We start from the raw sequence: 24,187 nt of genomic DNA, 5'->3' as shown, positions 1-24,187 counted from the left end.
GAGGACACGCATGTCCCTCGGCTCCCGACTCGGCTCGATCCTCACCCGCGCCGCCCGCTCCCGCACGGTGCGCCGGGCCGCGCGCGATCTCGGACGCAGCGCCGCTGACGCGCTGCGCAACGGCGAGGCGAACGGGTCCCGCGAGGGCGGGCACAGCCCACGCGGGCGCACCCGCGATCGGGCGGACGGCTCCACCGGCGAGCACGCGGTGCTGCGCGACCGCTCCTCCTCCCCCGCCCCGGCCATCACCTATGCGCCGAGCGCCGACGGGGACGCCGATCCCGGCGAGATCGTCTGGGCGTGGGTCCATTTCGAGGAGGACGTCCATCAGGGCAAGGACCGCCCCGTGCTCGTCCTCGCCCTCGAGGACGCGTCGGCGGGCGGCGCCGACGGCTCGGGGCAGGCGGTCGTCGCCCTCATGCTCACCTCGCGCGATCGCGGGCAGGGCACCCACACCGACGCCCACGGCGCGACCTGGGTCGACATCGGCACCGGGTCATGGGACTCCCAGCACCGCCCCTCCGAGGTGAGGGTGGACCGTCTCCTGAGGATCCCCGCCTCCGCGGTGCGCCGGGAGGGCGCACGCGTGGACCGCGACCGGTTCGACGCGGTCGTCGCCGAGGCCCGCCGGGTACACGGCTGGTCGGCCTGACGGAGGGCCCTGCGCGACCTGGGCGCGACACGTCACATGGTCGCGCGATTCCGGGCCGGCTGCTGGTAACCTCGTCTGCTGTATGTGTGACATACCGCCCGGTGTGCGCACACCCGGTCGCCCGCCGTGTCAGGGCCGATCGGAGTGAGCGTCTCGGGTGCGTGACCGCGGCAGCGACCCGGCACCGACGTCTCCAGGCGATCCCCACCGCCCGTCCCCGTCGTGGCCGTTCCTCTGTAGCTGCGGACGTTCCACCACATCCCAGAGCAAGAGAAGAGTCCCGTGGCAAACATCAAGTCGCAGATCAAGCGCAACAAGACCAACGAGAAGGCCCGTCTGCGCAACCGTGCGTACAAGAGCGAGCTGAAGACCTACGTGCGCAAGGTGCGCACCGCCGTCGCCGCGGGCGACGCGGACGCCGCGCAGTCGGCCCTGCAGGTCGCCGGGCGCAAGCTCGACAAGGCCGCCTCGAAGGGCGTCATCCACAAGAACCAGGCCGCGAACCGCAAGTCCGGTCTCGCGAAGCTCGTCGCCGGCGTCGCCGCCTGAGACGGCTCCACGCCTTCCACGAGGGCCCCGCACCGTTCGGTGCGGGGCCCTCGTGCATGCGGGGCGGGGTCAGCGGGTGCGTCGGGCGCGCGAGATCTCGATGATCATGCGCTGCACGGACCACTGCGGGTCCCTGCCCGCGCCCTTGACCTCGTGATCCGCCTGGGCGACGGCGTTCAGTGCGTGGGCGAGCGAGCGGTCGCTCCATCCGCGCGCGTCGCGGGAGAGGTTCTTGACCATCCACTCGGGCATGCCGAGGCTGCGTGCGGAGGCGCCGGGGGTGGAGACCTTCGCGAGGCCCCGCATCTTCGAGGCCATCGCCGCGACGAGCGGCACCGGGTCGGCGCCGGCCAGGCGGGCCTGCTGCAGCAGCACGAGGGCCTCGGCCTCGCGTCCGGCGATGGTGGCATCGGCGACGGCGAAGGCGGTGGTCTCCACCCGCCCGGCCGTCACCCCGCGCACGTGCTCGAGGGTGACGGGCGCCGCCTGCTGGCCGCCCTCCGGGGTGGTGTCCTCGATGAGCTGGCGGCTGATGGCGGCGAGCTCCGAGAGGTCGGTGCCGAAGGCGTCGACGAGCGCGGCCGCGGCGTCGGGCTGGATGCGGCGTCCGGCGCGGGTGAACTCGGCGGTGACGAAGGTCTGCTTGTCGCCGGCGCGCTTGAGCGGATCGGCAGCGACGCGCTGGACCCCGGCCTTCTTCAGGGCGTCCAGAAGCTTCTTGCCGCGGTTCCCGCCGCGGTGGACGAGCACCAGGGTGACGTCGTCCTCCGGGGACTGGATGTAGCTGCTGACCTCGTTGACGAGCGACTCGGGCGCGGACTGCAGGTCGGGCACGAGGACGAAACGGCCTTCGCCGAACAGGGACGGGCTCGTGACCTGGGCGAGTGCGCCGGCGACGGCACTCTCGCCGCCGATCTCGTGGATCGCGACCTCCGGATCCCTCTCGCGCGCGAGGGCCTTCAGCCGCTCGAGGGCGCGCGCGGCGATCAGCGGCTCCGTCCCGTGGACGAGCACCACGGGCGCGAGGTCGACGCTGTGCCAGGCGACGTCGGCCATCGGCAGCTCCTTCGGGGTCGGCGGGTCGGATGGTGGGTGGCTTCGGGCGGGTGCCGGAGGCGGCGGACACGCCGCGACGGATGCGCGGGGATCCGCTCCGGGCGCGGGCCGGGAGGCCCGCTCGATCCTATCCGGCCGGGCCGACGGCCCGGGGGCTCAGCGGGTCCTCGGCGGGGAGCAGGACGGTGCCGTCGACGTCCGTGCGGGCGGAGCGCGCCCCGAGTCTCTCGGCGATCGAGAGGGTCTGCGGCGAGGGATGGCCGAAGGTGTTGTCCTTGCCGACGGTGAACAGCATGAGCTGCGGCGACAGTGCATCGTAGAGGCCGGTGGTCTGTCGCTTAGAGCCGTGATGGGCGGTCTTCACGATGGTCGCCGGGGCGGGCCGTGCGGCGAGCAGGCGCGCTTGGCCGACGGGCTCGAGGTCCCCGAGTCCCACGTAGCTCACGCCGTCCGGCCACGTGGCGCGCACGACGACCGAGCAGTCGTTGAAGTCGTCCCCCTCGCCCCCGGTCTCGAGGTGGGAGGCCTGGCGGGCGCCGTCGGCCGACGGCGGCCACAGGACGTCGAGGCCCAGGGTGCCCTCTGCCTGGGCCGTGCCGGTGGTGACGGTGGTGATCGGCACGGCGGGGACCGTCTTCGCCGTCGCCTCGGGCAGAGGGCACACCCACTGCGCGCTCGGTGTCCGCTCCCCCGTGAGGGCGTCGATCCCGCCCACGTGGTCGGCGTGGGGATGCGTGAGGACGAGAAGATCGATGCGGGTGACGTGCAGTCGGTCGAGGCATGAGCGCAGGGCATCGGGGTCGGGACCGGTGTCCACGAGCACGGTCGCGGGCTCGGCGCTGCCCGGGCTGTCCTCGGAGGAGCCCGCGTCCTCGGGCCGTTCGCGCAGCAGGACCGCGTCGCCCTGGCCGACGGCGCAGGCGGCGACGCGCCAGTCGTCGGCCCCGACGCCGGGGACCGGAAGGCGCTGAGCGAGCGGCGGGGCGAGCACGGCGACGAGCACCGCCGCGAGGACGAACCGGAGGATCCGCGAACGGTGGCCCAGCACCCCGGCGACGACGAGCGCGATCGCGAGCAGGGCGAGCACCGCTCCCCACGCCCCCTCGGGCACGGCGATGCGGGAGCCCGGCAGGGCGTCGGCAGTGCGCGCCACGAGGATGACCAGGCGCGCGCCGCCGGCGGTGAGGTGCCACAGCGGGGTCGCCAGGGCAGGGGCGACGGGGCCGATGAGGGTCGCGATCATCCCGATCACCGTGGCGGGGCCGACGATCGGGGCGACCACCATGTTGACGGGCACCGCCCACACCGACACCTCGGGGGTGAGCAGCACGAGCACGGGCGTGCACGCGAGCTGCGCGGCGAGGGGGATGGCGATCACGAGCGCCCACGTGCGGCGGATCCTCTCCCCGCTCATGCTCACGGCCGCGCTCGCCACGGCGGGGGCGAGCACGAGGATCGCCGCGGTCGCGAGGGCGGAGAGCAGGAAGCCGGCGGAGGCCGCGGTCGCCGGGTCGAGGCAGGACCACAGGGCGATCGCCGCCCCGAGCGAGGCGACCGGAGAGGCGCGCACGCCCATGAAGCGGGCGGCGAGCAGCGGTGCGGCCATGGTCGCCGCCCGCAGCACCGACGGCTCGTCCCCGACGAGGGCGACGTACGCGGCGCCGGCGATCGCCGCGGCCGCGATGCGGGGTCGTCGAGGGACGCCGAGCAGCAGGGCCGGGACGAGCACGGCGCCGAGGACGAGCGCGATGTTCGCACCGGAGACCGCGACGAGGTGCGAGATGCCGGCCCGGCGCATGATCTCCTCGGTCTCGGTCGACATGCCGCGGGTGTCGCCCGTGGTCATCCCGCGCGAGAGCGCCGCCTCATCGTCCGGCAGTGTCGCGGTGAGGTCGCGGGCGACCTCGCGGACGTGCTGTCCGGGGCCGTGCGCCGCCCCGAGGACCTCCACACGTGCGGCGGCGAGGATGACGATGCCGTCGGTCTGGGCGACCCGGGCGCGCACCCGGATCACGTCGTGGTCGTGCACGGGGTCGAGGAGGTCCTTCCCGCCGGTGACGAGCATGCGCGTGGAGGCGGGCAGCTCCGACGCGGCGGAGCCGATCCGCGCGGGTCCGGGACGCAGGCGGACCATCACCTGGCGGCGGTCCTCGGCGCCGGGGAACGTGCTCGAGGACTCCTGGCTGTCTCCGGTCGCGACGGCCTCGAGCTCGACGATGCGACCGGTGGTGGACGCGTCCTCGAGGGCGAGGACCGTGGTCTCGTGGCGGTCGATCCCGGGGACCAGCAGCGCGGCCCCGAGTCCGATGAGCAGGAGGTGCGCGCCGACGGCGGCGATCGCCCCGGGTCGGCGCAGGCAGGCGGCGATGCACAGGGTGAGCGCGGCGAGGGCGAGCAGAAGGAGGAGTGCGGCCCTGATGCCGCAGGCGATGCCGAGCACCGCGAGGGTCCAGAGCATGGCCGCGGCGGGGACGGTGCGCAGGTCGGCGCGGGTGAGCACGCTCAGACCGTCGCCTGCGGACGGATCTTCTCGAGGGTCGCCGGGCCGATGCCGGAGACCTCGGCGAGGTCGTCGACGCTCGCGAAGGGGCCGTTCTGCTCCCTGTGGTCGATGATGCGCTGGGCGATGGCAGGGCCGACTCCGGGGAGCTCGTCGAGCTGGTCGGCGTCGGCCGTGTTGATGTCGATGGCAGCCGCCCCGGAGCCGTCGGGGGATGCCGCGCCGCCGCTGCTCTGTCCCGTGTCGGCCGAACTCCCGGAGGCGCCCGCTCCCCCGGATGTGCCCGCTTCCCCAGTGCTCCCGGGCGCCGCCTCGCCTGCGGGCTCCTCCCCTTCCTCGGGGACCTGGATCTGCTCGGCGTCGACCAGGACACGCGCGAGGTTCACGGAGGTCAGGTCCGCCGTCTTCGTCTGACCGCCCGCCTCCTCGAGCGCGTCCGCGACGCGCGAGCCCGCCGGGAGCTCGACCACCCCGGGGTCCTCGACGGCGCCCGAGACGTAGACGACCACCGTGCCCTCCCCCGCGCCACCGGAGGGGCCGCCTGCTTCTCCGGACGCATCCGCGGACGACGAGGCGGTGGCCGATGCCGAAGGGGACGCGGCCCCGCCGACGGGCCTCTCACCCCCAGTGCCGCCCCCCTCGGCGGACGACGGGTCCGAGGACGCGGACGCGGAGGCCGCGGAGGACGACGTGGCCGGCGTCGTCGGCGCGGACCCGGCCACCGCGCTGCCGCGGCCCGTGAGGTGGATGGACGCGCCGGCGATGAGGACGAGCACGGCGATGCCTGCGAGAGCGGCCGGAGAGGGCCGTGGGATCCTCTGCCACCAGGGCGCGCGCTCGGTGCCGCGATGCTCGCGGACGTCGACGAGGTCGTCCTCGGACTCCCACCCGAAGTCCTCCAGCGCGGTGTGGTCCTGCGCGCCGTCGGCCTCTCGCCGCCGGCCGGGATCCCTGCGCCGATGCCGCCCCGGCCGCGGGCGCGCGGGGGCAGAGTGGTCTCCGCGCCGCCGGGAGCGGGATGTCCGGGAGCGTGCCCGGCCGGTGGGCCGGGCGGAGCGGGATGCGTGCGACATGCCGGTGAGGCTAGGTGCACGGCGGGGCGCGGGTCAGCGTCGGATGCCCCGATGGGGACAACCGGGCACTGGGGAGGAACGGCGGGCCGCTTCCCGGGTCCCGGTTCCCGGGCCCTCAGTTCAGGCCGAAGGTCGCCATCCACTGGGGCCAGAACGCGATCACGATGACCACGGCGACCAGGGCGTACCAGAGCAGCGTCAGCACGACCCAGCGGCGCAGCAGCGAGGCCAAGGCCCCGCGCACCGCCAGCGTGCCGGTCTCGACGGTGTGGGCGAGCACGGCGAAGAACATCGGCGCGGTGACGACCCAGACCACCAGGCACCACGGGCACAGGGCGTGGATGACGAAGATCGCGGAGATCGCGAGGAAGTGGACCATCGCGAAGGCGAAGACCATCCCGCCGAGCGTCGCCCAGCGGAACCAGCGGGGCACCGCGGCGCGGGAGACCAGCAGGGAGCCGATCGCGCCCATGATCGCGAAGCCGCCCAAGCCGATCGCCATGTTCGGGATGCCCAGGGCGCTCGCCTGCCAGGTCATCATCACGGTGCCGCACGAGATGAAGGGGTTGATGTCGCAGCCGAGCTGCGCGTCGGGATTCGCGCTGAGGAAGATCTTGTCCATGAACAGCGCGAGCGCGGCGATCCAGCCGAGCGCTCCGCCGATCAGCAGCACGAGCCCCGTCACCAGGTCCGGGGCGCGGCGGCGGGAGGCGCGCTCGGCGGCGAGCTCGGCCTCGACCTCGGCGCGCAGCGCGGCCTCGTCGTCGTGCGGCTCCGCACCGCGGTGCGTGTTCTCGGAGCGGGGTCGTGCGTTCATCGGGCCCTCCTCAGGCGCTGCCGACGACGGGGTGCTCGGCGAACCATCGCGAGAGGCGCTCGAGGCCCTCGTCGAAGTTCACCGCGGGGGTCCAGCGCAGACGCTCGCGGGTGCGGCGCTGGTCGAACCAGTGGGCGGTGGACATCTGCTCGGCCAGGAACTCCGTCATCGGCGGCTCGTCCTCGCCGGGCCGGATCTCCCAGACCTTCTCGACGACGCGACCGGCGAGCCGCGCGAGCGAGCCGGGGATCCGACGGCTGGGCCGGGCCACCCCCGCGGCCTCGCAGAAGCCGCCGAGGACGTCGCGCACGGTCCGGGGCTCGCCGTTGGTGATCACGAAGCTCTCGCCGTGCACGTCCTCGATGGCGTCGAGGCCGGCGACGATCGCCGAGGCGGCGTTGTCCACGTAGGTGGTGTCGATGAGGGCCATGCCGTCGTCGAGGATCGGGAGGGTGCCGCGTCGCCCGCGGTCGACGATCCGCCCCACGAGCTGCGTGTCCCCCGGGCCCCACACGATGTGCGGGCGCAGCGAGGTGACCAGCAGATCGTCCGTGCCGTCGGCCGCCATCGCCTCGAGCTCCGCGGCGGCCTTCGTGCGGGCGTAGCTGCCCCGGGCGCGCTCCGGGTCGGCGGGCGTCGCGTCGAGACCCACGATGGAGGTCCCGAGATGGGCGACCGAGGGCGAGGAGATGTTCACCAGGCGCCCGCCGCCGTGCGCGCGCAGCGCGTCCAGGACGTGCCGGGTGCCGTCCACGTTGACCGCCCGGAACTCCTCCTCGGGGCCCGCGAAGGAGACCTTCGCGGCGAGGTGGACGATCGCGTCGACGCCCTCGGCCGCGCGGCGCACGTCGTCGGCGTCGGTGAGGGATCCCTGGACGTCCCGCACGCCGGGCAGTCCGGCGGGTCGGCGCTGGAAGGCGCGGACGTCGTCGCCGCGGTCGCGCAGGGCGGTCGCGACGGCGCCGCCGAGCATGCCGGAGGCGCCGGTGACCAGGACGCGGCGGCTCACAGCGCGGGCGCCTTCCGCCCCTGGAGCGTCGCCTCGGACCATGCCGAGAGCGCTGCCCGGTCGATCTTCGAGTTGTGGCGGATGTCGGTGGGCAGCGACGCGGTCGTGAACACGGCCGCGACCTCGACGCCCGTCGCCTGCGCCACGGCCTGGCGCACGGCCTCCTGCAGGGCGGTCTCCGCCGGGTGCGGCGTGCGGGCCCTCCCGGGCCGGTAGCCGTCCTGGGTCTCGAGGATCACGACGACCTGCTGGGTGCCGCGGGGGCCGACGGCCGCGGCTCCTGCGCGGCGCACGGTGGGCACCGACTCGGCGGCGGACTCGACGCGCACGGGCGTGACCAGGCCCTGGGCCGTGGCGAGCACGTGCGCCGTGCGGCCCTCGACCCAGAGGCGGCCGGCCTCATCGAGGTGGCCGACGTCGCCGGTCGCGTGCCAGCCCTCGAAGCGGCTCGCGCGGGCGGTGGTGCCCCAGAGCATCAGGTAGCGGTCGCGCACGTGCGGCGCGCGCACGAGGATCTCGCCGGTGCGATCGGGATCGGTGGTGATCTCGCCGCTGGTCCCGCCCTCGCCGTCCATGACGGCGATCGCGATCTCGGTGCGCGGCACGGCGGTGCCGACGCACACGCCGGGGCCCTCGCCCGCCGCCTCGATGCCCTCGAGGTCGATGGCGGCGACCGCGAGGCACTCCGTCATCCCGTAGGGGGTGAGCGCGCGGGCGCCGGGCAGCACGCCGCGCAGCTCGCGCAGCAGCGGGGTGGGGATCGGTGCTCCCGCGGAGAAGAAGCTGGGCACGCGCGCGAGCGCGGCCCGCCCGGTCTCGTCGAGCTGGTCGGCGGTGTCGATGATGTTGCGCAGCGCGGCGGGTGCGGTGAACACGGCCGGGGCGCCGAGCGCCTCGACCGCTGCCGCGAGGGCGGGAGCGGTGAGATCGCCCGGGCGGGTGATGTCCATGTCCGGGACGACCGAGGGCGCGCCGAGCGCGGGGCCCAGCAGCGCGAACGGTGCGAAGCCCGCGACCAGGCCGCGATCGGCCTCGAGGTCGAGGGTGTCGCCGACGGCCGCGAACATCGCGCCCATCTGCCGGTGGGTGAGCACGGCGCCCTTGGCGGGTCCCGTGGAGCCGGAGGTGAACAGCACGGCGGCGTCGGCGTCCTGGTCGGGCCAGGGGGCGTCGATGCCGGCGCCGAGGGCGCGCATCTGGCGGCCCTCCTCGGCGAGCTCGGCCACGGAGGTCTCGACGTCGAGGGCGGCGCGGTCGACCGTGGGCAGCTGCGGGACGCTGATGCGACGGCCGGGCCAGCCGAGCGCACGCGCGCCGACGAGGGCCTTCTCGATGCCGATGATCCAGTCCGGGTGCGATCCGATCACGGCGCGGGTGAGCCCGTCGGTGCCCAGGCCCGCGTCGGCGATCACGGCGACCGCGCCCAGGCGCAGGCAGGCGTACAGCACGGCGGTGAGGTCCGCACCGGGGGTGACCAGCACGCTCACGCGGTCCCCGGGCATGATCCCGTGGGCGCGCATGCCGGCGGCCAGGTCCTCGGTGCGCTCGGAGAGCAGGGACCAGCTGATGCGGCGGCTCTCGCCGGGTCGCGCGCCGAGCTCGACGACGGCGGGCAGGTCGGCGGTCGCGGGGTCCTGGGCGCGGCGCGTGATGGCCTCGCCCAGGTGGATCTCGGGGGCCTGCTCGGCGAAGGACGAGACGGGACGCAGCGCCTCGCCCGCGCCGGCCGCATCGCGCGGGTGCTCGGCGTCGCCGAAGGTGTCCTGCAGCCAGGTGGCGACGAGGCCGGCGACGTCGGCGTCCTCCCACACCAGGTGGGAGGCGCCCTCGAAGCGGTGGACGTCGGCATGGGGGACGCGTTCGATGAGGTCGCGCAGGTAGCGGTCCGAGAAGGTCACGTCGCGCGGCCCCCAGGTCATGAGCGTGGGCACGTCCATGCCGGTGATGCCTCCGGCGAGGCGCTCGAGGGTCGCGCGGCTGGGGTGGTTCGCGCTCGCGGGGATGTCGGCGACGAACTGCTCGATGCCCAGGCGCCGCGAGCGGCCGCGGTAGGGGGCGAGATAGGCCTCTTGCACCTCCCGGGGCAGGGCGGGCCTGGAGAGGGCGACCGTGGTGCGCAGGAACGCGTCGGTGACCGAGGTGCTCAGCGGCAGCATCGCCGGGGCGGTCGCGAGCTGCAGCGCCTTCGGCAGGGACTCGCCGAGCTCCTGGTGGATCCCCGTGTTGGTGAGGATCATGCCGGCGACGTCGTGACGGTTGTCGAGCGCCCAGCCCACCGAGACGATGCCGCCCCAGTCGTGGCCGACGGTCACCACGGGGCCGCGCACGCCGAGCGCGTCGGTGAGCAGGGAGAGGTCCGTGATGCGGTCCTGCAGGCCCCTCGTCTCCCCTGTGCGCTCGGAGTACCCCATCTCGAGCTGGTCGACCGCGATCACGCGCCAGGGGATGTCCTCGCGGATCAGCGAGCGGTACAGGAACGAGTACGTGGGGTTGCCGTGGACGGCGAGCAGGGTGCCGCGCGGGGCGACGCCGCGCTCTGCCAGCAGCGGGGCGGAGTCCAGGAGATGCCAGGTGCGCAGCTCGCCGGTGTGGTCGCGGGCCTCGACGAGCCGGTGGGCGCGGGGATCCACGCCGGGCAGCTCGGGGGCTGCCACGGCCCGGGAGCCGCGGGGGCGCTCGATGCTCACCACTTGACCTCCATCATCGCGGTGTTCAGTCCGGAGCCGACGCCCATCAGCAGCACGCGCTCGCCGCGAGCGATGTTCTCCTGGTGGTGGGCGAGGGTCATCGGGACCGCCTCGGCGGCGACGTTGCCCCATTCGGGGAACGTGATGGGGATGCGGTCCATGCCGACCCCGGTGATCTTCGAGAAGTTCCGGGTGTAGACCATGGAGACCTGGTGCGGGATCACGTGCTCGATGCTCCCGAAGTCCAGGCCCTGCGCGTTGGCGTCCTTCCAGGTGTCCAGGATCAGCTCGATCCCGTTCTCCAGCAGACCCTCGCTGTCGGTGCGCATGTCGTCCATGTCGCCGATGCACAGCTCATGGTGCTCGGTGCCGGCGCGCGCCTGCGTGACCGTCACCCGGTGCCCCTCGGGGTGCTCGTCGGCCCGGCCCAGCACGGCGGCGGCGGCGCCCGAGCCGAGGGTCAGCGCGGCGAACTGGTTGTTGAAGTCGGCGCGCACGGCGCCCTTGGAGTTCAACCGGGCGATGGTGTCGCGCTGGACCTGCTCGACGTCCTCGGCGCCGACGATCAGCGCGTACTGGATCTGGCCGGAGTCGATCATTCCGGCCGCGACGGTCATCGCGTTGACGAAGCCCAGGCACGCATTGGTGATGTCGAAGTTCAGGCAGCTGCGGGGCATCCCGAGGGCGTCGTGAACGGACGCGGAGACGGCCGGCTCGAGGTGCTGACGGCACACGGAGGCGTTGATCAGCACGCCCACCTGGTCGCGCGTGATGCCGGCCTTGGACATCGCCCGCTCGGCGGCGAGCACGATGCCCTGCTTCCACCCGGACTCGGTGTCGCGCCACCAGCGGCGCTCCTGGACGCCGGCGACGCGCTGGAGGACGCCGCGGGGAAGGCGCAGGCGGCGGCGCGCGGGCGCGAGCATCTCGTCGATCTCGTCGGAGGACACGGGGACCTGGGCTTCGGTGGCCTCGACGGCCAGCAGCGCCGTGTTCCTATGCACGAATCCCGAGTTGTCGCTCACACCGGTCACCTTCGCAGTCGTCGTCTCGTCGCAGTCTCTGCGCCGCCCTCTGCGCCGCCTGCGCGCCCAGGGGCGCGCGGAGAGCGCTCGCGGCATTCTTCCACCCTGATCCTGGGGCCGCTCGGGAGCCGTGTCCGACGCCACCCGGTCGTCGCCCCGGGGCCCGGGGCCCGGATCAGGGGCGTCGGGAGCCCGGCCCGTCGCCGCCCGAGCCCCCACCCGATGCGTCGGCCCCCGGGCCCGCGGCGGCCGTGTCCTGGTCCTGCATCCGGTGCGGGGCATCCGCCTCGGGCCCCAGGTGCCCGCGCCCGCTGCGCAGCAGCCTCTCGTCGAGGTGATGGCCCAGGTGATAGCGGGCGAACAGCAGGCTCTGGCGCAGCAGGTCCTCACGGTGCGTGGGGCGTCCGTGGCCGCCGCGGGTGGAGATCTCCAGCAGCACGGAGCCCTCCCAGCCGCGGTTGGCCAGGCGCCGCAGCACCTCGGCGCAGGGCTGGTTGCCCTCCCCGGGAGGCAGATGCTCGTCCTTGGTGGTGCGGCCGGTGCCGTCGGCCAGGTGCAGATGGGCAAGGCGGTCCCCGAGCCTGTCCACCATCGCCAGGGCGTCGTCCCCGGCGGTCGCCGCATGGGAGAGGTCCACGGTCACGTGGTCGTACTCTTCGTCGGTCGGGTCGTGATCGGGCAGGTAGACCATGGCCTCGCGCACGCCCAGGCGCCACGGGTACATGTTCTCCACGGCGATCGCGATCCCGTACTCGGCCTCGAGGTTCTTCACGCCCTCGACGAACTCGCGGGCGTAGGAGCCCTGCCAGCGGAACGGCGGGTGCGCGACGACGGTCGGGCAGTCCACGTCCACCGCCATCTGCACGGTGCGCTCGAGCTTGACCCACGGGTCCCTCCCCCAGACGAACTGCAGGAAGAACAGCGTGGGGGCGTGCAGGGAGAGGATCGGCTGGTCGTACTCGCGGGCGAAGTCGCGCAGCAGCGCCGCGTCACGGCTCGCCCTGTCCACCGAGACCATGACCTCGACGCCGTCGTAGCCGATGTGGGAGGCGAGGCGGAAGCAGTCCTCCACGCCGAGGGGGAAGACGGAGGACGTCGAGAGGCCGACGGGGATCCTGCGCTGCGGCTCCTGCTCGCTGAGCGGGGCGCCCGCGCTGAGCCGCCGGGTGAGGTCGTCCCTCGCCCCGTCCCGCGCCTGGTTGGAGCGCGTGATCGGCTTGCGCGGGGCGCGCTGGTGCAGGGTCGAGTGCCGTGTCGAAGGCCGGGAGCGCTGGGGCACGATGTCTCCTTCTGTGCTGCGGCGTCGTGGGGCCGGCCGACGGTCGGGGTCCGACGCGGCCGGCGGGGCGGGTCCATGGTTGATGGGCCGCCGCGGCCGGGTCCGTGCGGGCCCGCGTCCCTCGATGCCGGGAACGGCCTCACTGTAAGCCCCTCGGACCGTGCGTCGGCTGGGTCCGACCCCTCTAGACTCCTGTGCATGCCCGTGCGAGAGCTGACCAGCGATGACCGGCCCGCCTACCGGCGGCTGACCGCCCAGGCCTTCGGCGGCGGGTCCGCCGAGGAGGTCCCCGGACCCTTCCCGGAGGGCGAGATCCCGCTGGGCGTCGACTCGACCGCCCGCCCCGGCGGGCAGGAGGGCGTGCTCGCCGCCGGAGCCAGGATCCGTCGCGACACGATCGCGCTGGGCGGCGGGATCACGTCGTGCGGAGGGATCGGCGGCCTGGCCGTGCACCCCGCGCACCGCGGCGGCGGCCTGTTCGGAGAGCTGCTCGAGGGGGTCCTCGCCCGCTGCGGCGCCGAGGGCATGGCCTTCTCGATGCTCTACCCCTCGAACCCCGCGATCTACCGCCGCCACGGCTACCAGGTCGTCGCGCGGACCGAGCGCATCGTCGTCCCGCTCGGGGAGCTGCAGCGGATGCGGAACGTGCCCGGTCGTCGCCTGGTGCCCGTCACCGAGGCGACCATGCCGCGGCTGCGACGCCTGTACACGGAGCTCACCTCCGAGGACAACGCGATGCTGCGCCGTGAGCCGCCGCTGTTCCCCGCCGGGCTCCCGTCCCCGCCGTGGGGCGCCGTGCTGCTGGAGGACGAGGCGGGCGAGGATCGCGGCTATCTCTCCTTCTCCCGGATCGAGCCGGGATCAGACGGCGCCGGGCTCGAGGTCCACGAGATCCTCGGCCGGGACCGTGACGATCTGCTGGCGCTCCTGCAGCACCTGGGCACGTGGTCGACGGTGACCACGGCGGCGCGGATCCGCCTGCGCACCGAGGACCCGATCCTCGATGTGCTGCCCGGCGGTGGACTGCGCACCACGCCCGACATCGTGCCGCTGGTGATGATGCGCCTCGTGGACACCGCCCGCGCCCTCGCGGACCGCCCCCGCACCGGCAGGGCTCACAGGGAGCGTGCGCCTGGAGGTCCGGGATGGGACGCCGTCGGCGACGGCCTGTCGCGCGGAGGGGTGCTGGGACGTGCGCGCGCAGGATGGCCGCGTGCACGTCGAGGAGATCACCAGGGGCGAGCCGGCCCTGCAGCCGGGCGGGCACGAGGCTCCGACGGCCCGGGCCCGCCTCGACGTGCATGCCGCCGCGCTCCTGCTCACGGGCGGCCGCAGCCTCGCCGACGCCCGGCGGGTGGGCCTGGAGGCAGAGGCCGACGCCGCCGGAGAGGCGTTCCTCGATACCCTGCTCCGCGGTCCGCGCCCGAGCGTCCTCGACGCGTTCTGACGCACCCGCCCCGCCGTCCCGCCTCTCCCCGACCGTCCCGGAGCCGCCACCTCATGTCCAAGCTGCACTTCAAGTACGGAGCGATGAACTCCGGGAAGTCCGACACCCTCATCAAGACCGCCTTCAACTACGCCGAGCGCGGTCTCGCGACGCTCACCGTGAAGCCCGCGATCGACACCAAGGGCGAGGACTGGGTGGTCGCCCGCGGCGGCGCCCGGCGCCGGGTCGACGTGCTGTGCTCCCCCGCGGACGATCTGCGCGCGCGGATCACAAGGACCGCTGACGCCGAGGGCCTGCGTCCCCTGCACTGCGTGCTCGTGGACGAGTGCCAGTTCCTCACGCCCGCGCAGATCGACCAGCTGTTCCTGGTCGCGAAGGCCGACGGCATCTCCGTCATCTGCTACGGGCTGCGCACGGACTTCACCACCCGCGAGTTCCCCGGCAGCCGCCGCCTCTTCGAGCTCGCCGACAACTTCGAGAAGCTGCCCACGATGTGCCGCTGCGGCTCGCAGGCGGAGTTCAACTGCCGCACCGTCGACGGCCGTCCGGTCTTCGCGGGCGACCAGGTCGAGATCGAGGACCGCGCCGAGGTGCGCTACGAGTCCCTGTGCGGCGCCTGCTTCATGGAGGAGCAGGAGCGCGCGGGCGTCCGCGTCATCGGCTGACCGCGCGCCCGGCGACGTCGGCCCTCGTGCCTGCGTCACGGGCCACCGGCCGCCGAGCAGAGAGATGAGCGTGGCGAGCCACGATCCGCGGATCGTGGCTCGCCACGCTCAAATCGTCGTGCCGCCGGCAGATGCGCCGGCGGCGGGGCCGACGGCCTCGCCGGCGCCGGGGCTCAGGCGCTGAGGGGCTTGTCGCCGACCTCGCCGTCGCCGCCCGAGGTGGTGTCGGGCGTGCCGCCCGCGGAGCTGTCCGGAGTCGCGGACGTCGATCCCGCGCCGGAGCCGGCCTTCGTGCTCTCGCCGCCCTCGTCGTCCCCCGAGGCGTCATCGGCGCGATGGGTGGCGCGGTCCTTGACCGCGGTGGCGGCGCCCGCGGCGGCGCCCTTCACCGAGTCGGCGACATCGGGCGCGCGGTCCTTCGCGCGCTGGGCCAGCGCTTCCGCCGATTCCTTGGCATCGGACGCCTTCTGCTGGACCGTCGGGTCGTCGGCGATCTGGCGGGCGGTGGACTCGAGGGACTCGTAGGGGCCGCGGCCCATGCGGGAGCCCGCGAAGAAGCCGAGCACGAGGCCGAGCAGGAAGATGACCTTCTTCATGGTGTTCTGCCTTCCGTCGGGGCAGCTTCGGACACTGCCGCATGTGCCCCATCGTGGCACAGGCACCCAATCCCCGGACGTACGATGGCAGTCCCTCGGGCGCGCGCACGGACCCGAGGACGGCAGGAGGGCACCGTCGCCCTCCACCCACCGCGGCGCACCCGTCGCGGGCCCCGCGCCGCCGTCCTCCCCGCCGCTCCTCGGGACACCGCGGGCCCTGCCCCGCACCCAGCTTCAACCAGCTTCAGCGAGACGTCTCGTCCCGTCGACAGATCAGGAGAACAGCGTTGCCCACGACCACGGGGACCCGCACCACGTCCATCGCGCCCGAACAGGTCGCATCGCAGGTCAGGGACTGGGTCCACGAAGCCGCAGCGCGGCCCGTCCCCCGCTCCGCCCAGCTGCTGGCCGATCTCCTCAAGGACCCGAAGGGCCTCGACTTCACCGTCGCCTTCGTGGACCGCGTGATCCGCACCGAGGATCCCCGCGCGGCCGCCTCCGAGCTGAAGCGGCTCGCAGCCGACCCGCCGTCGTTCCTGCCGGCTCCGCTGCGCCGCGTGATCTCCTTCGGCGGCGCCACCGCGCCCACCCTGCCCCACGCCGTCATCCCGACCGCGCAGGCCGTCATGCGGCGCATGGTCTCCCACCTCATCCTCGACTCCCGCGACCCGCACCTCGCGCGCTCCGTGCGCCGACTGCGCGCGGAGGGCACCGATCTGAACATCAACGTGCTCGGCGAGGCCGTCCTCGGCGCCCGCGAGGCCGGCCGCCGCCTGGCCTCCGTGCGCGAGATGGCCGGCCGCGACGACGTCGACTACGTGTCGATCAAGATCTCCTCGATCATCGACCACCTCTCGCTGTGGGGCGCGGAGGAGACGGTCGACCACGTCGTGGAGACCCTGCTGCCCCTCTACCTCGACGCCTCCCGCCAGGACTCCCCCACCTTCCTCAACATGGACATGGAGGAGTACCGGGACCTCGAGCTCACCCTCGACGTCTTCGAGAAGCTCCTGGACCGCCCCGAGCTCATGCACCTGCGCGCGGGCATCGTGCTGCAGGCCTACCTGCCCGACTCCTTCGACGCGATGCAGCGCCTGCGCGCCTTCGCGAAGGATCGCGTCGCCCGTGGGGGCGCCCCCATCAAGGTGCGCGTGGTCAAGGGCGCGAACCTCGCCCTGGAGACGGTCGACGCCTCGCTGCACGGCCTGGACCAGGCGCCGTTCCACACCAAGGAGGAATCCGACGCCCAGTACAAGCGGATTCTCCTGGACTCCCTCGAGCCCGAGCACCTGGAGGCCGTACACCTGGGCATCGCCGGGCACAACCTCTTCGACGTCGCCTTCGCGCACCTGCTGATGGGCGAGCGCGGCATCGACGGAGCCGACGGCGCAGTCGAGTTCGAGATGCTCGCCGGCATGGCCCCGGGCCAGCAGCAGGTGGTGCGCGAGGCCGTCGGCTCGATGCGCCTGTACGTGCCGGTGGTCTCTCCTCGCGAGTTCGACGTGGCCGTCTCCTACCTGGTGCGACGCCTCGAGGAGAACGCCTCGAGCGAGAACTTCATGTCGGCCGTCTTCGAGCTCGAGGACAGCGAGGAGCTGTTCGCGCGCGAGCAGGCGCGCTTCGAGGCGTCGCTCGCGCGCGCCGTCGAGGGCCCGGCGGAGGCCACCCACCGCGACCAGGACCGCGCGGCGGAGGAGCACGGAGAGCGGCCGGCGCTCGGATCGGCCGTGATCCCCGCCCGCCCCGGCGCCTTCCGCAACACGCCCGACACCGACATGTCCACGGCCGCGAACCAGGAGTGGGCCGCCGGGATCATCCACCGCGTGCGCGGCTCCCGCATCGGCATCGACGAGATCGAGGCGGCGCAGGTGACCACCCGCGAGGGCGTCGACGACGTCTACCGCCGCGCCCTCGCCGCCCAGGAGGCCTGGGCGAAGAAGGGCGCGAGCGAGAGGGCGCAGGCGGTCCGCGAGGTCGCCCGCGTCTTCGCAGCGCACCGCGCCGACCTCCTCGAGGTGATGGCCGCGGAGACCGGCAAGGTCCTCGAGCAGGGTGACCCCGAGGTCAGCGAGGCCATGGACTTCGCCCTCTACTACGCCGAGCAGGCCGAGCTGCTCGAGGAGCTCGACGACGCCGTCCTCACGCCCCGTCGACTGACCCTGGTCACGCCGCCCTGGAACTTCCCGGTCGCGATCCCCACCGGTGGCCTGCTCTCGGCGCTCGTCACCGGCAGCGCGGTCGTCATGAAGCCCGCCCCGCAGGCCCGTCGCTGCGGCGCGATCATCGGCGCCCTCGTCCACGAGGCCGGGATCGACCAGGACCTCGTCCAGATCGTCGATGTCCCCGAGGACGAGGTCGGGCGCGCCCTGATCACCGATCCGCGCGTGGATCAGCTCGTCCTCACGGGCGCCTACGACACGGCGTCGCTCTTCGCGTCCTGGAGGCCCGAGCTGCCGATCAAGGCGGAGACGAGCGGCAAGAACGCCGTCATCGTCACCCCGCACGCGGACCTCGACCTCGCGGCGAAGGACGTCGCCGCGAGCGCCTTCGGCCACGCCGGCCAGAAGTGCTCGGCCGCGAGCCTCGTGATCACCGTGGGCTCCGTCGCCCGCTCCCGCCGCTTCTCCTCCCAGCTCGCCGACGCGGTGATGAGCCTGCACGTCGGCTACCCGACGGATCCGATCTCCCAGATGGGCCCGATCATCGAGGAGCCCGCCGGCAAGCTCGCCGACGGACTGGGCAGCCTCGGCGCCGGGGAGCGCTGGCTCGCCGAGCCGCAGCAGCTCGACGAATCCGGCCGCCTGTGGAGCCCGGGCGTGCGCGAGGGCGTGGAGCCGGGTTCCGAGTACCACCTCACCGAGTACTTCGGGCCGATCCTGGGCATCATCCACGCCGACACCCTCGAGGAAGCGACCGAGATCCAGAACGGCACCTCGTACGGGCTCACCGCCGGCCTGCACTCCCTGGACCTCGGCGAGATCGCCTGGTGGACCCAGCACGTGGAGGCCGGGAACCTGTACGTCAACCGCGGGATCACGGGTGCGATCGTGGAGCGCCAGGCCTTCGGCGGCTGGAAGCGCTCCGCGATCGGCGAGACCTCGAAGGCCGGCGGCCCGAACTACCTCATCCACCTCATGGATGCGGCCGACGTCGAGGGCCGGCGCACGGCCTCGGGAGCCATCCGGGACGAGGCCACGTGGCTGACCACGGCGAAGCACTCGGACGCCGCCCACTGGACGAGCACCTTCGCCGCCCGGGATCCGCAGGACCTGCACGGGGAGATCAACGTGCTGCGCTACGTGCCGATCCCCACGGTGGTGCGCGCCGCCGAGGGCGCGCGGGAGGTCGAGCTGCGTCGCGTGCTGCACGCCGCGGCGACCGTGGGCGCCGACATCGAGGTCTCCGTGGCGACCGGCGCCCTGCGCGCCGCGGCCGCCCAGGAGCTGCCGGCGGGGACCACCGTGCGCATGGAGGACGCCGCCGCGTTCGCCGCGGCCGTCCCGGCGCAGTCCCGTCTGCGGATCCGGCTGGTCGGCGAGGCCGACGACGCCCTGCTGGGCGCGATCTCGCGCCGCGTCGAGGTGGCCCTGTTCCGCGGCCCGGTGACCGCGAGCGGGCGGATCGAGCTGCTGAGCTTCCTGCACGAGCAGGCCATCAGCGCGACCGACCACCGCTACGGCAACATCATCCCCGAGACCCTCGACGTCACCGGCGGCACGGGGTACATCCACGGTCGCGACTGACGGGGCGACGGACCGGGCTCCGGCCCGTCGGACGTGTCCGATCCGACGACGCCCGGTCCGTCGACCCGCTCACATGCGCCCTCGGAGCGGGGCGCGATGCATCCCATTCGCGGCGCGGCCGCTTGAGCGCGTCACCTTCCGGTCCTAGCCTCGTCACGTTCCGTTCACCCCCGACGAGAGGCGCATGCGCATGGCCGGCCAGCAGGATCCGAGCGCGGAGCCAGCCCCCACCGAGACAGCCGGCACAGGACCGGCCGGTGGGAGCGCGCCGTCCGGGCCGACGCACACGCCGCGGCGCCCGCCCACGCATCGCGCCCACGGCGACGCCCACGGGGCATCCGCTCCCGGAGCGCTCGACACCCGCGCGGCGTCCTCCGCTCCCGCGCCGTCCGATCCCGCGCGGACCGCGACATCCGCGCCGCCCGCGGACTCCGCGAAGCCCGCGAAGAAGCCCCGTGATCCGCTGCTGGACAACGCGCGCGCGATCCTCATCGCGCTGGTCGTCGTGGGCCACACGATCGAGAGCAACGACAACCCGCACCTCGACGTCCTCTACACGTGGATCTACTCGTTCCACATGCCGGCCTTCGTCGCGATCTCCGGGTTCCTCTGCCGCTCCTACCGCAACGAACCGCGTCAGATCTCCCGCCTGCTCACGGGGATGCTCCTGCCGTACCTGATCTTCCAGGTCATCCATTCGGTCGAGGGCGACCTCCTCGACGGCGACCCGATCAGCGTGAGCCTGTGGCACCCGGCCTGGACGCTGTGGTTCCTGCTCGCGCTGACCTTCTGGCGGGTGTTCTCGCCGGTCCTGCGCTCCCTGCGCTACCCGCTCGTCTTCGCGGTCGCGATCTCCGTGCTGGCGCCCCTCGAGGCGGACCTGGACACGGTCCTCACCTGGGGCCGCGTGCTCAGCTTCCTGCCCTTCTTCGTGATGGGCCTGATGTGCACGCCGGAGATGCTCGCGCGGATCCGCGACGTGCGCTGGGGACGGGCGATCGGCGCGGCGGCCTTCGCCTGCGCCCTGGTGGTCGCAGTGATCACCCACGACAAGTTCTCCAACGACATCTTCACGATGTCCCGCAGCTTCTCCGAGAACGACCTCGGGAACGTCTACGGCATGGTCACGCGCGTGCTCGTGCTGATCTGCGGCACGATCCTCACCGTCGCGCTGGTGATGGTCGCCCCGCGTCGCCACCACTGGTTCACGGCCCTGGGCGTGGAGTCCCTGACGATCTACCTGATCCACCCGCTGCTGCTGCAGATCCCCCGCGACCTGGGCTGGTTCGACACGATGACCTCGAACCTCGACGCGGTGCTGCTCGTGGTCGGGGCACTGCTCTTGGTGCTGATCCTCTCGCGCGCCCCGGTCGTGAAGGTGCTGTCCTGGATCACCTCGCCGCCCATCGGCCACTGGCTCGTGCGGGAGGAGAAGGGAAGCGCCGCAGGGCCGGCGCGGCGCTGAGCCGGAGGCTCGCAGCGGCAGGGCCGGCGCGGCGCTGAGCCCGAGGCTCGCAGCGGCGCCGCGCACGGCCCGACCCGCGCCACAGGTGGCAGCGCACCGCGCGGTCCACCACGTCGGTGGCGTCGGGGGGAAGGCGGGTCCCACTCACGGGAATGCGACTGAAGGTGCCGTGTCCCAAGGGCCCGGCGGACGTGGCGCAACCCGCGCGGGAGTGGGGCGCGACCTGGGCGGCAGTCGCGCACCGGCAAATGGCGGACGTCTCTGCCATATCTGGCAGAGACGTCCGCCATACGCCGCTGCATGACCGATGGACCGCGTCGACCATCCACAGATCCGCAGGGGGCGCCCCGCGAGCGGGGACCCACCCGCAGGTCCTCAGCCGCCCAGCACGGTCCCGTCGGGGATCTGCGCGGGGTCCTCGGGGCCGACGACGGCCTCGCCGCGGGCGACGACGTCACGCCCGAAGGTGTGGTCGCCCTCCACGCTCAACGAGGTGGCCTCACGCAGGGACGGCACCCCGTGCGGGAAGCGCGCGTCGAAGTCGCCGATCAGCTTGAAGTGGTCCCCGTCGAGGGAGACGGTCGGCGCCGACGGCACCTGCTGGACGAGCGCGCGCTTGGGATCGAGCTCGTAGACGTCCGAGCGCACCAGCAGCAGGTCGCTCGTGGCCTTCACGGGCAGGAAGCGGTCACGGCCGACGACGATCGCGCTCGCGCCCTCGAACACCTCGATCGCGGCGCCCATCGCGGACTCGATCTGGTAGACCGGCGTGCTCGACTTGTCCGAGGGGTCGACGGTCTTGGCGTTGCGGATCATCGGCAGCGGCATCACGCCGTCGTGGGCGCGCAGCACCGCGTCGAGCTTCTCGAGGTCCATCCACAGGTTGTTGGTGTGGAAGAACGGGTGGCGGTGCTCGTCGGTGAAGAAGTCCATCTCCTCCTCCGGCGTCTGCGCGGTGTCGCGCAGGATGAGCCGGCCGTCGGACTTCCGCACGGCGAGGTGGCCGCCCTTGCGGTCCGCGGGGGTGCGCGGGCACAGCTCCGCCGCGTAGGGCGCGCCGGAGGCGGCGAACCAGCCGGCCAGCACGGGGTTCGGCAGCGTGCCGAGGTTGTCGGAGTTCGACACGGACGCGTACTTGAAGCCGGCGTCCAGGAGCTTCTGGAGGACGCCGGAGGTCTGCAGCGCCGTGTAGAGGTCGCCGTGTCCCGGCGGGCACCACTCGAGGTCGGGCTCCGCGTCCCAGGTGACGGGCTCGAGGTCGTCGGCCCGCAGCTTGGGCTCCTTGTTCTGCAGGAAGTCCAGCGGGAGGTCGCCGACGGGCAGGTCCGGGTACTCCTCGAGCACCGCGAGGGTGTCCTCGCGCGTGCGGAAGGAGTCCATGAACAGCAGCGGCAGCGGGGAGCCGGTCGCCTCGCGGGCGGCGAGGACCTGCTCCACGATGATCTGCAGGAAGGACCTGCCGTCGCGCACGGGCAGCAGCGACTTCGCGCGGTCCATGCCCATCGAGGTGCCCAGGCCCCCGTTGAGGTTGATGATCGCGAGGCGGTCGAAGGCCTCCTTGGCCTGGAACGGGTCGATCGTGACGTCCTCGAGCCGGGGCGGGTCGAGGTACGGGGAGATGGTGTCCTCCGGGATCGACCCGGTGACGCCCTCCTCGAGCTGCTGGTAGTAGCGGGAGAACACGTCGATCGCCGTCTGGGCGACGCCGGCGTCTCGCATCTTCTGCTGGGCTGCGGAAAGGCCATGGGTGCTCATGTGGCCAGGGTATCGGTCGGCGCGGGCCGTTCGCGGTCCGCGTTCGCGCGCGGTGTCCGTAGACTTGCGTCCCATGAGCACAGTCCTGTCCGCGGTCGCCTGGCCGTACGCCAACGGTCCCCGCCACATCGGTCATGTCGCCGGCTTCGGCGTCCCCTCCGACGTCTTCTCGCGCTACATGCGCATGGCGGGCCACGACGTGCTCATGGTCTCCGGCACCGACGAGCACGGCACCCCGATCCTGGTCGAGGCCGACAAGGAGGGCGTGACCGCCCGCGAGCTCGCCGACCGCAACAACCGGATCATCGTCGACGACCTCGTCGCCCTGGGCCTCAGCTACGACCTGTTCACCCGCACCACCACCCGCAACCACTACGCGGTGGTGCAGGAGATGTTCGAGGTCGTGCGCGACAACGGCTACATGATCGAGCAGACCACCTCCGGTGCGATCTCGCCGTCGACCGGCCGCACCCTGCCCGACCGCTACATCGAGGGCACCTGCCCGATCTGCGGCGCGCCGGGCGCGCGCGGCGACCAGTGCGACAACTGCGGCAACCAGCTGGATCCGACGGACCTCATCGACCCGGTCTCGCGGATCAACGGCGAGACGCCCGAGTTCATCGAGACCACCCACTGGTTCCTGGACCTGCCGGCGCTCGCGGCGGAGCTCGGGCGCTGGCTCGACGAGCGCGAGGCGACGGGCCTGTGGCGCCCGAACGTGATCCGCTTCAGCCAGAACATCCTCCAGGACATCAAGCCGCGCGCGATGACCCGCGACATCGACTGGGGCATCCCGGTGCCGGGCTGGGAGGACCAGCCCACCAAGCGCCTCTACGTCTGGTTCGACGCCGTGATCGGCTACCTCTCCGCCTCCATCGAGTGGGCGCGCCGCCAGGGCGATCCGGAGGCGTGGCGCCGCTGGTGGAACGATCCCGAGGCCCTCACCTACTACTTCATGGGCAAGGACAACATCGTCTTCCACTCGCAGATCTGGCCGGCGGAGCTCATCGCCCAGAACGGCGAGGGCGACAAGGGCGGCGAGCCCGGCCGCTTCGGCGAGCTGAACCTGCCCACCGAGGTGGTCTCGAGCGAGTTCCTCACCATGGAGGGCAGGAAGTTCTCCTCCTCCAAGCGCATCGTCATCTACGTGCGCGACATGCTCGAGCGCTACCAGCCCGACGCGGTGCGCTACTTCATCTCCGCCGCGGGCCCCGAGAACCAGGACGCGGACTTCACCTGGTCCGAGTTCGTCTCCCGCACGAACAACGAGCTCGTCGCCGGCTGGGGCAACCTCGTGAACCGCACGGCCGCGATGATCGCGAAGAACGTCGGCGAGATCCCCGCCGCGGGCGAGCTCCAGGACGTCGACCGGGCGCTGCTGTCGCAGATCGAGGCGGGCTTCGAGGCCGTCGGATCCCTCATCGAGGCCCACCGGCAGCGCGCCGCGATCGCCGAGGCCATGCGCCTGGTGGGCGAGGCGAACCGCTACGTCTCGGAGACCGAGCCCTTCAAGCTCAAGGCGCCCGAGCAGCAGGAGCGCCTGCACACGGTGCTCCACGTGCTCGCGCAGGCCGTCACCGACCTCAACACCATCCTCGCGCCGTTCCTCCCGTTCTCCGCGAACGCGGTCGAGCGGGCGCTCGGCGGGGACCGGCAGATCGCCCCGCTGCCCGAGGCCCGCGAGGTCGAGGACCTGGACGGCGGCCCCTCCTACGCGATCATCACGGGCGACTACACGGACGTGCCCGCATGGGGCCACCGCGAGGTCGAGACCGGGCGCCCGGTCTCCAAGCCCTCGCCGATCTTCACCAAGCTCGACCCGAAGGTCATCGACGAGGAGCTCGAGCGGCTCGACCCCGAGGCCTGATC

Annotated in this window: 16 protein-coding genes and 1 pseudogene; 7 read left to right on the top strand and 10 right to left on the bottom strand. The window is 73.2% G+C overall.

What is annotated here, in order from left to right; translation table 11 throughout:
* Nucleotides 1-10: 10 nt before the first annotated feature.
* Together M4486_RS03355 and rpsT are read left to right on the top strand one after the other, a co-directional pair.
* Nucleotides 11-652, top strand: a complete 642-nt coding sequence (locus M4486_RS03355) for a type II toxin-antitoxin system PemK/MazF family toxin (protein ID WP_249479655.1) — start codon at nucleotides 11-13, stop codon at nucleotides 650-652.
* Between the two features lie 282 nt (nucleotides 653-934).
* Complete coding sequence (gene rpsT, locus M4486_RS03350; protein ID WP_152352848.1) at nucleotides 935-1,201, top strand: 30S ribosomal protein S20; 267 nt, start codon at nucleotides 935-937, stop codon at nucleotides 1,199-1,201.
* Between the two features lie 69 nt (nucleotides 1,202-1,270).
* Here the strand turns inward: rpsT and holA are convergent, their stop codons facing one another.
* From holA to M4486_RS03310, 8 genes are all read right to left on the bottom strand, one after another.
* Nucleotides 1,271-2,257: a DNA polymerase III subunit delta gene (holA, locus tag M4486_RS03345; RefSeq protein ID WP_249479653.1), complete on the bottom strand. Its 987-nt coding sequence runs from the start codon at nucleotides 2,255-2,257 to the stop codon at nucleotides 1,271-1,273.
* Between the two features lie 127 nt (nucleotides 2,258-2,384).
* Nucleotides 2,385-4,757 carry a ComEC/Rec2 family competence protein gene (locus M4486_RS03340; protein ID WP_249479650.1) on the bottom strand — a complete coding sequence of 791 codons (2,373 nt, stop codon included), beginning with the start codon at nucleotides 4,755-4,757 and terminating at the stop codon, nucleotides 2,385-2,387.
* A gap of 2 nt (nucleotides 4,758-4,759) precedes the next feature.
* Nucleotides 4,760-5,830, bottom strand: a complete 1,071-nt coding sequence (locus M4486_RS03335; protein ID WP_249479648.1) for a ComEA family DNA-binding protein — start codon at nucleotides 5,828-5,830, stop codon at nucleotides 4,760-4,762.
* A gap of 115 nt (nucleotides 5,831-5,945) precedes the next feature.
* A complete protein-coding gene (locus M4486_RS03330) occupies nucleotides 5,946-6,647 on the bottom strand; it encodes a vitamin K epoxide reductase family protein (RefSeq protein ID WP_249479646.1) in 702 nt (233 codons plus the stop codon).
* Between the two features lie 10 nt (nucleotides 6,648-6,657).
* Nucleotides 6,658-7,698 (bottom strand): NAD-dependent epimerase/dehydratase family protein, encoded by a 1,041-nt coding sequence (locus M4486_RS03325; protein WP_429798319.1) that lies wholly within the window; start codon nucleotides 7,696-7,698, stop codon nucleotides 6,658-6,660.
* The gene (locus M4486_RS03320) at nucleotides 7,653-10,343 is read right to left on the bottom strand and encodes an alpha/beta fold hydrolase (protein WP_249479644.1); all 2,691 of its coding nucleotides are present in this window, start codon (nucleotides 10,341-10,343) and stop codon (nucleotides 7,653-7,655) included. The genes M4486_RS03325 and M4486_RS03320 overlap by 46 nt, the downstream gene beginning before the upstream one ends.
* The gene (locus M4486_RS03315; RefSeq protein ID WP_249479640.1) at nucleotides 10,340-11,368 is read right to left on the bottom strand and encodes a 3-oxoacyl-ACP synthase III; all 1,029 of its coding nucleotides are present in this window, start codon (nucleotides 11,366-11,368) and stop codon (nucleotides 10,340-10,342) included. The genes M4486_RS03320 and M4486_RS03315 overlap by 4 nt, the downstream gene beginning before the upstream one ends.
* A gap of 175 nt (nucleotides 11,369-11,543) precedes the next feature.
* Nucleotides 11,544-12,647: a sugar phosphate isomerase/epimerase family protein gene (locus tag M4486_RS03310; protein WP_249479637.1), complete on the bottom strand. Its 1,104-nt coding sequence runs from the start codon at nucleotides 12,645-12,647 to the stop codon at nucleotides 11,544-11,546.
* A gap of 75 nt (nucleotides 12,648-12,722) precedes the next feature.
* On the opposite strand from M4486_RS03310, the pseudogene M4486_RS03305 reads away from it, so the two are divergent.
* Together M4486_RS03305 and M4486_RS03300 are read left to right on the top strand one after the other, a co-directional pair.
* A pseudogene (locus M4486_RS03305) lies at nucleotides 12,723-13,175 on the top strand (GNAT family N-acetyltransferase); the annotation flags it as partial.
* A gap of 972 nt (nucleotides 13,176-14,147) precedes the next feature.
* A complete protein-coding gene (locus M4486_RS03300; RefSeq protein WP_249481060.1) occupies nucleotides 14,148-14,759 on the top strand; it encodes a thymidine kinase in 612 nt (203 codons plus the stop codon).
* 173 nt (nucleotides 14,760-14,932) lie between these two features.
* On the opposite strand, the gene M4486_RS03295 is transcribed toward M4486_RS03300, so the two are convergent.
* Nucleotides 14,933-15,355 carry a hypothetical protein gene (locus tag M4486_RS03295; protein ID WP_249479635.1) on the bottom strand — a complete coding sequence of 141 codons (423 nt, stop codon included), beginning with the start codon at nucleotides 15,353-15,355 and terminating at the stop codon, nucleotides 14,933-14,935.
* Between the two features lie 287 nt (nucleotides 15,356-15,642).
* Between M4486_RS03295 and M4486_RS03290 the strand changes: the two genes are divergently transcribed.
* Together M4486_RS03290 and M4486_RS03285 are read left to right on the top strand one after the other, a co-directional pair.
* Nucleotides 15,643-19,098, top strand: coding sequence for a bifunctional proline dehydrogenase/L-glutamate gamma-semialdehyde dehydrogenase (locus M4486_RS03290; protein WP_249479633.1), 3,456 nt, complete (start codon nucleotides 15,643-15,645; stop codon nucleotides 19,096-19,098).
* 190 nt (nucleotides 19,099-19,288) lie between these two features.
* The gene (locus M4486_RS03285; RefSeq protein WP_249479631.1) at nucleotides 19,289-20,563 is read left to right on the top strand and encodes an acyltransferase family protein; all 1,275 of its coding nucleotides are present in this window, start codon (nucleotides 19,289-19,291) and stop codon (nucleotides 20,561-20,563) included.
* Nucleotides 20,564-20,938: 375 nt separating this feature from the next.
* Here M4486_RS03285 and M4486_RS03280 read toward each other — a convergent pair whose 3' ends face one another.
* Entirely contained in the window at nucleotides 20,939-22,318 is a 1,380-nt protein-coding gene (locus tag M4486_RS03280; protein WP_249479629.1) for a UTP--glucose-1-phosphate uridylyltransferase, read from the bottom strand.
* 73 nt (nucleotides 22,319-22,391) lie between these two features.
* On the opposite strand from M4486_RS03280, the gene metG reads away from it, so the two are divergent.
* Nucleotides 22,392-24,185, top strand: coding sequence for a methionine--tRNA ligase (metG, locus tag M4486_RS03275; RefSeq protein WP_249479627.1), 1,794 nt, complete (start codon nucleotides 22,392-22,394; stop codon nucleotides 24,183-24,185).
* The last annotated feature ends 2 nt before the right edge of the window (nucleotides 24,186-24,187 follow it).

Origin of the sequence: Brachybacterium kimchii (assembly GCF_023373525.1) — a bacterium.
GTDB classification, from domain to species: Bacteria; Actinomycetota; Actinomycetes; order Actinomycetales; family Dermabacteraceae; genus Brachybacterium; species Brachybacterium kimchii.
Note: the sequence above shows the minus strand (reverse complement) of the source record. Positions and strands in the feature narration are given on the sequence as shown.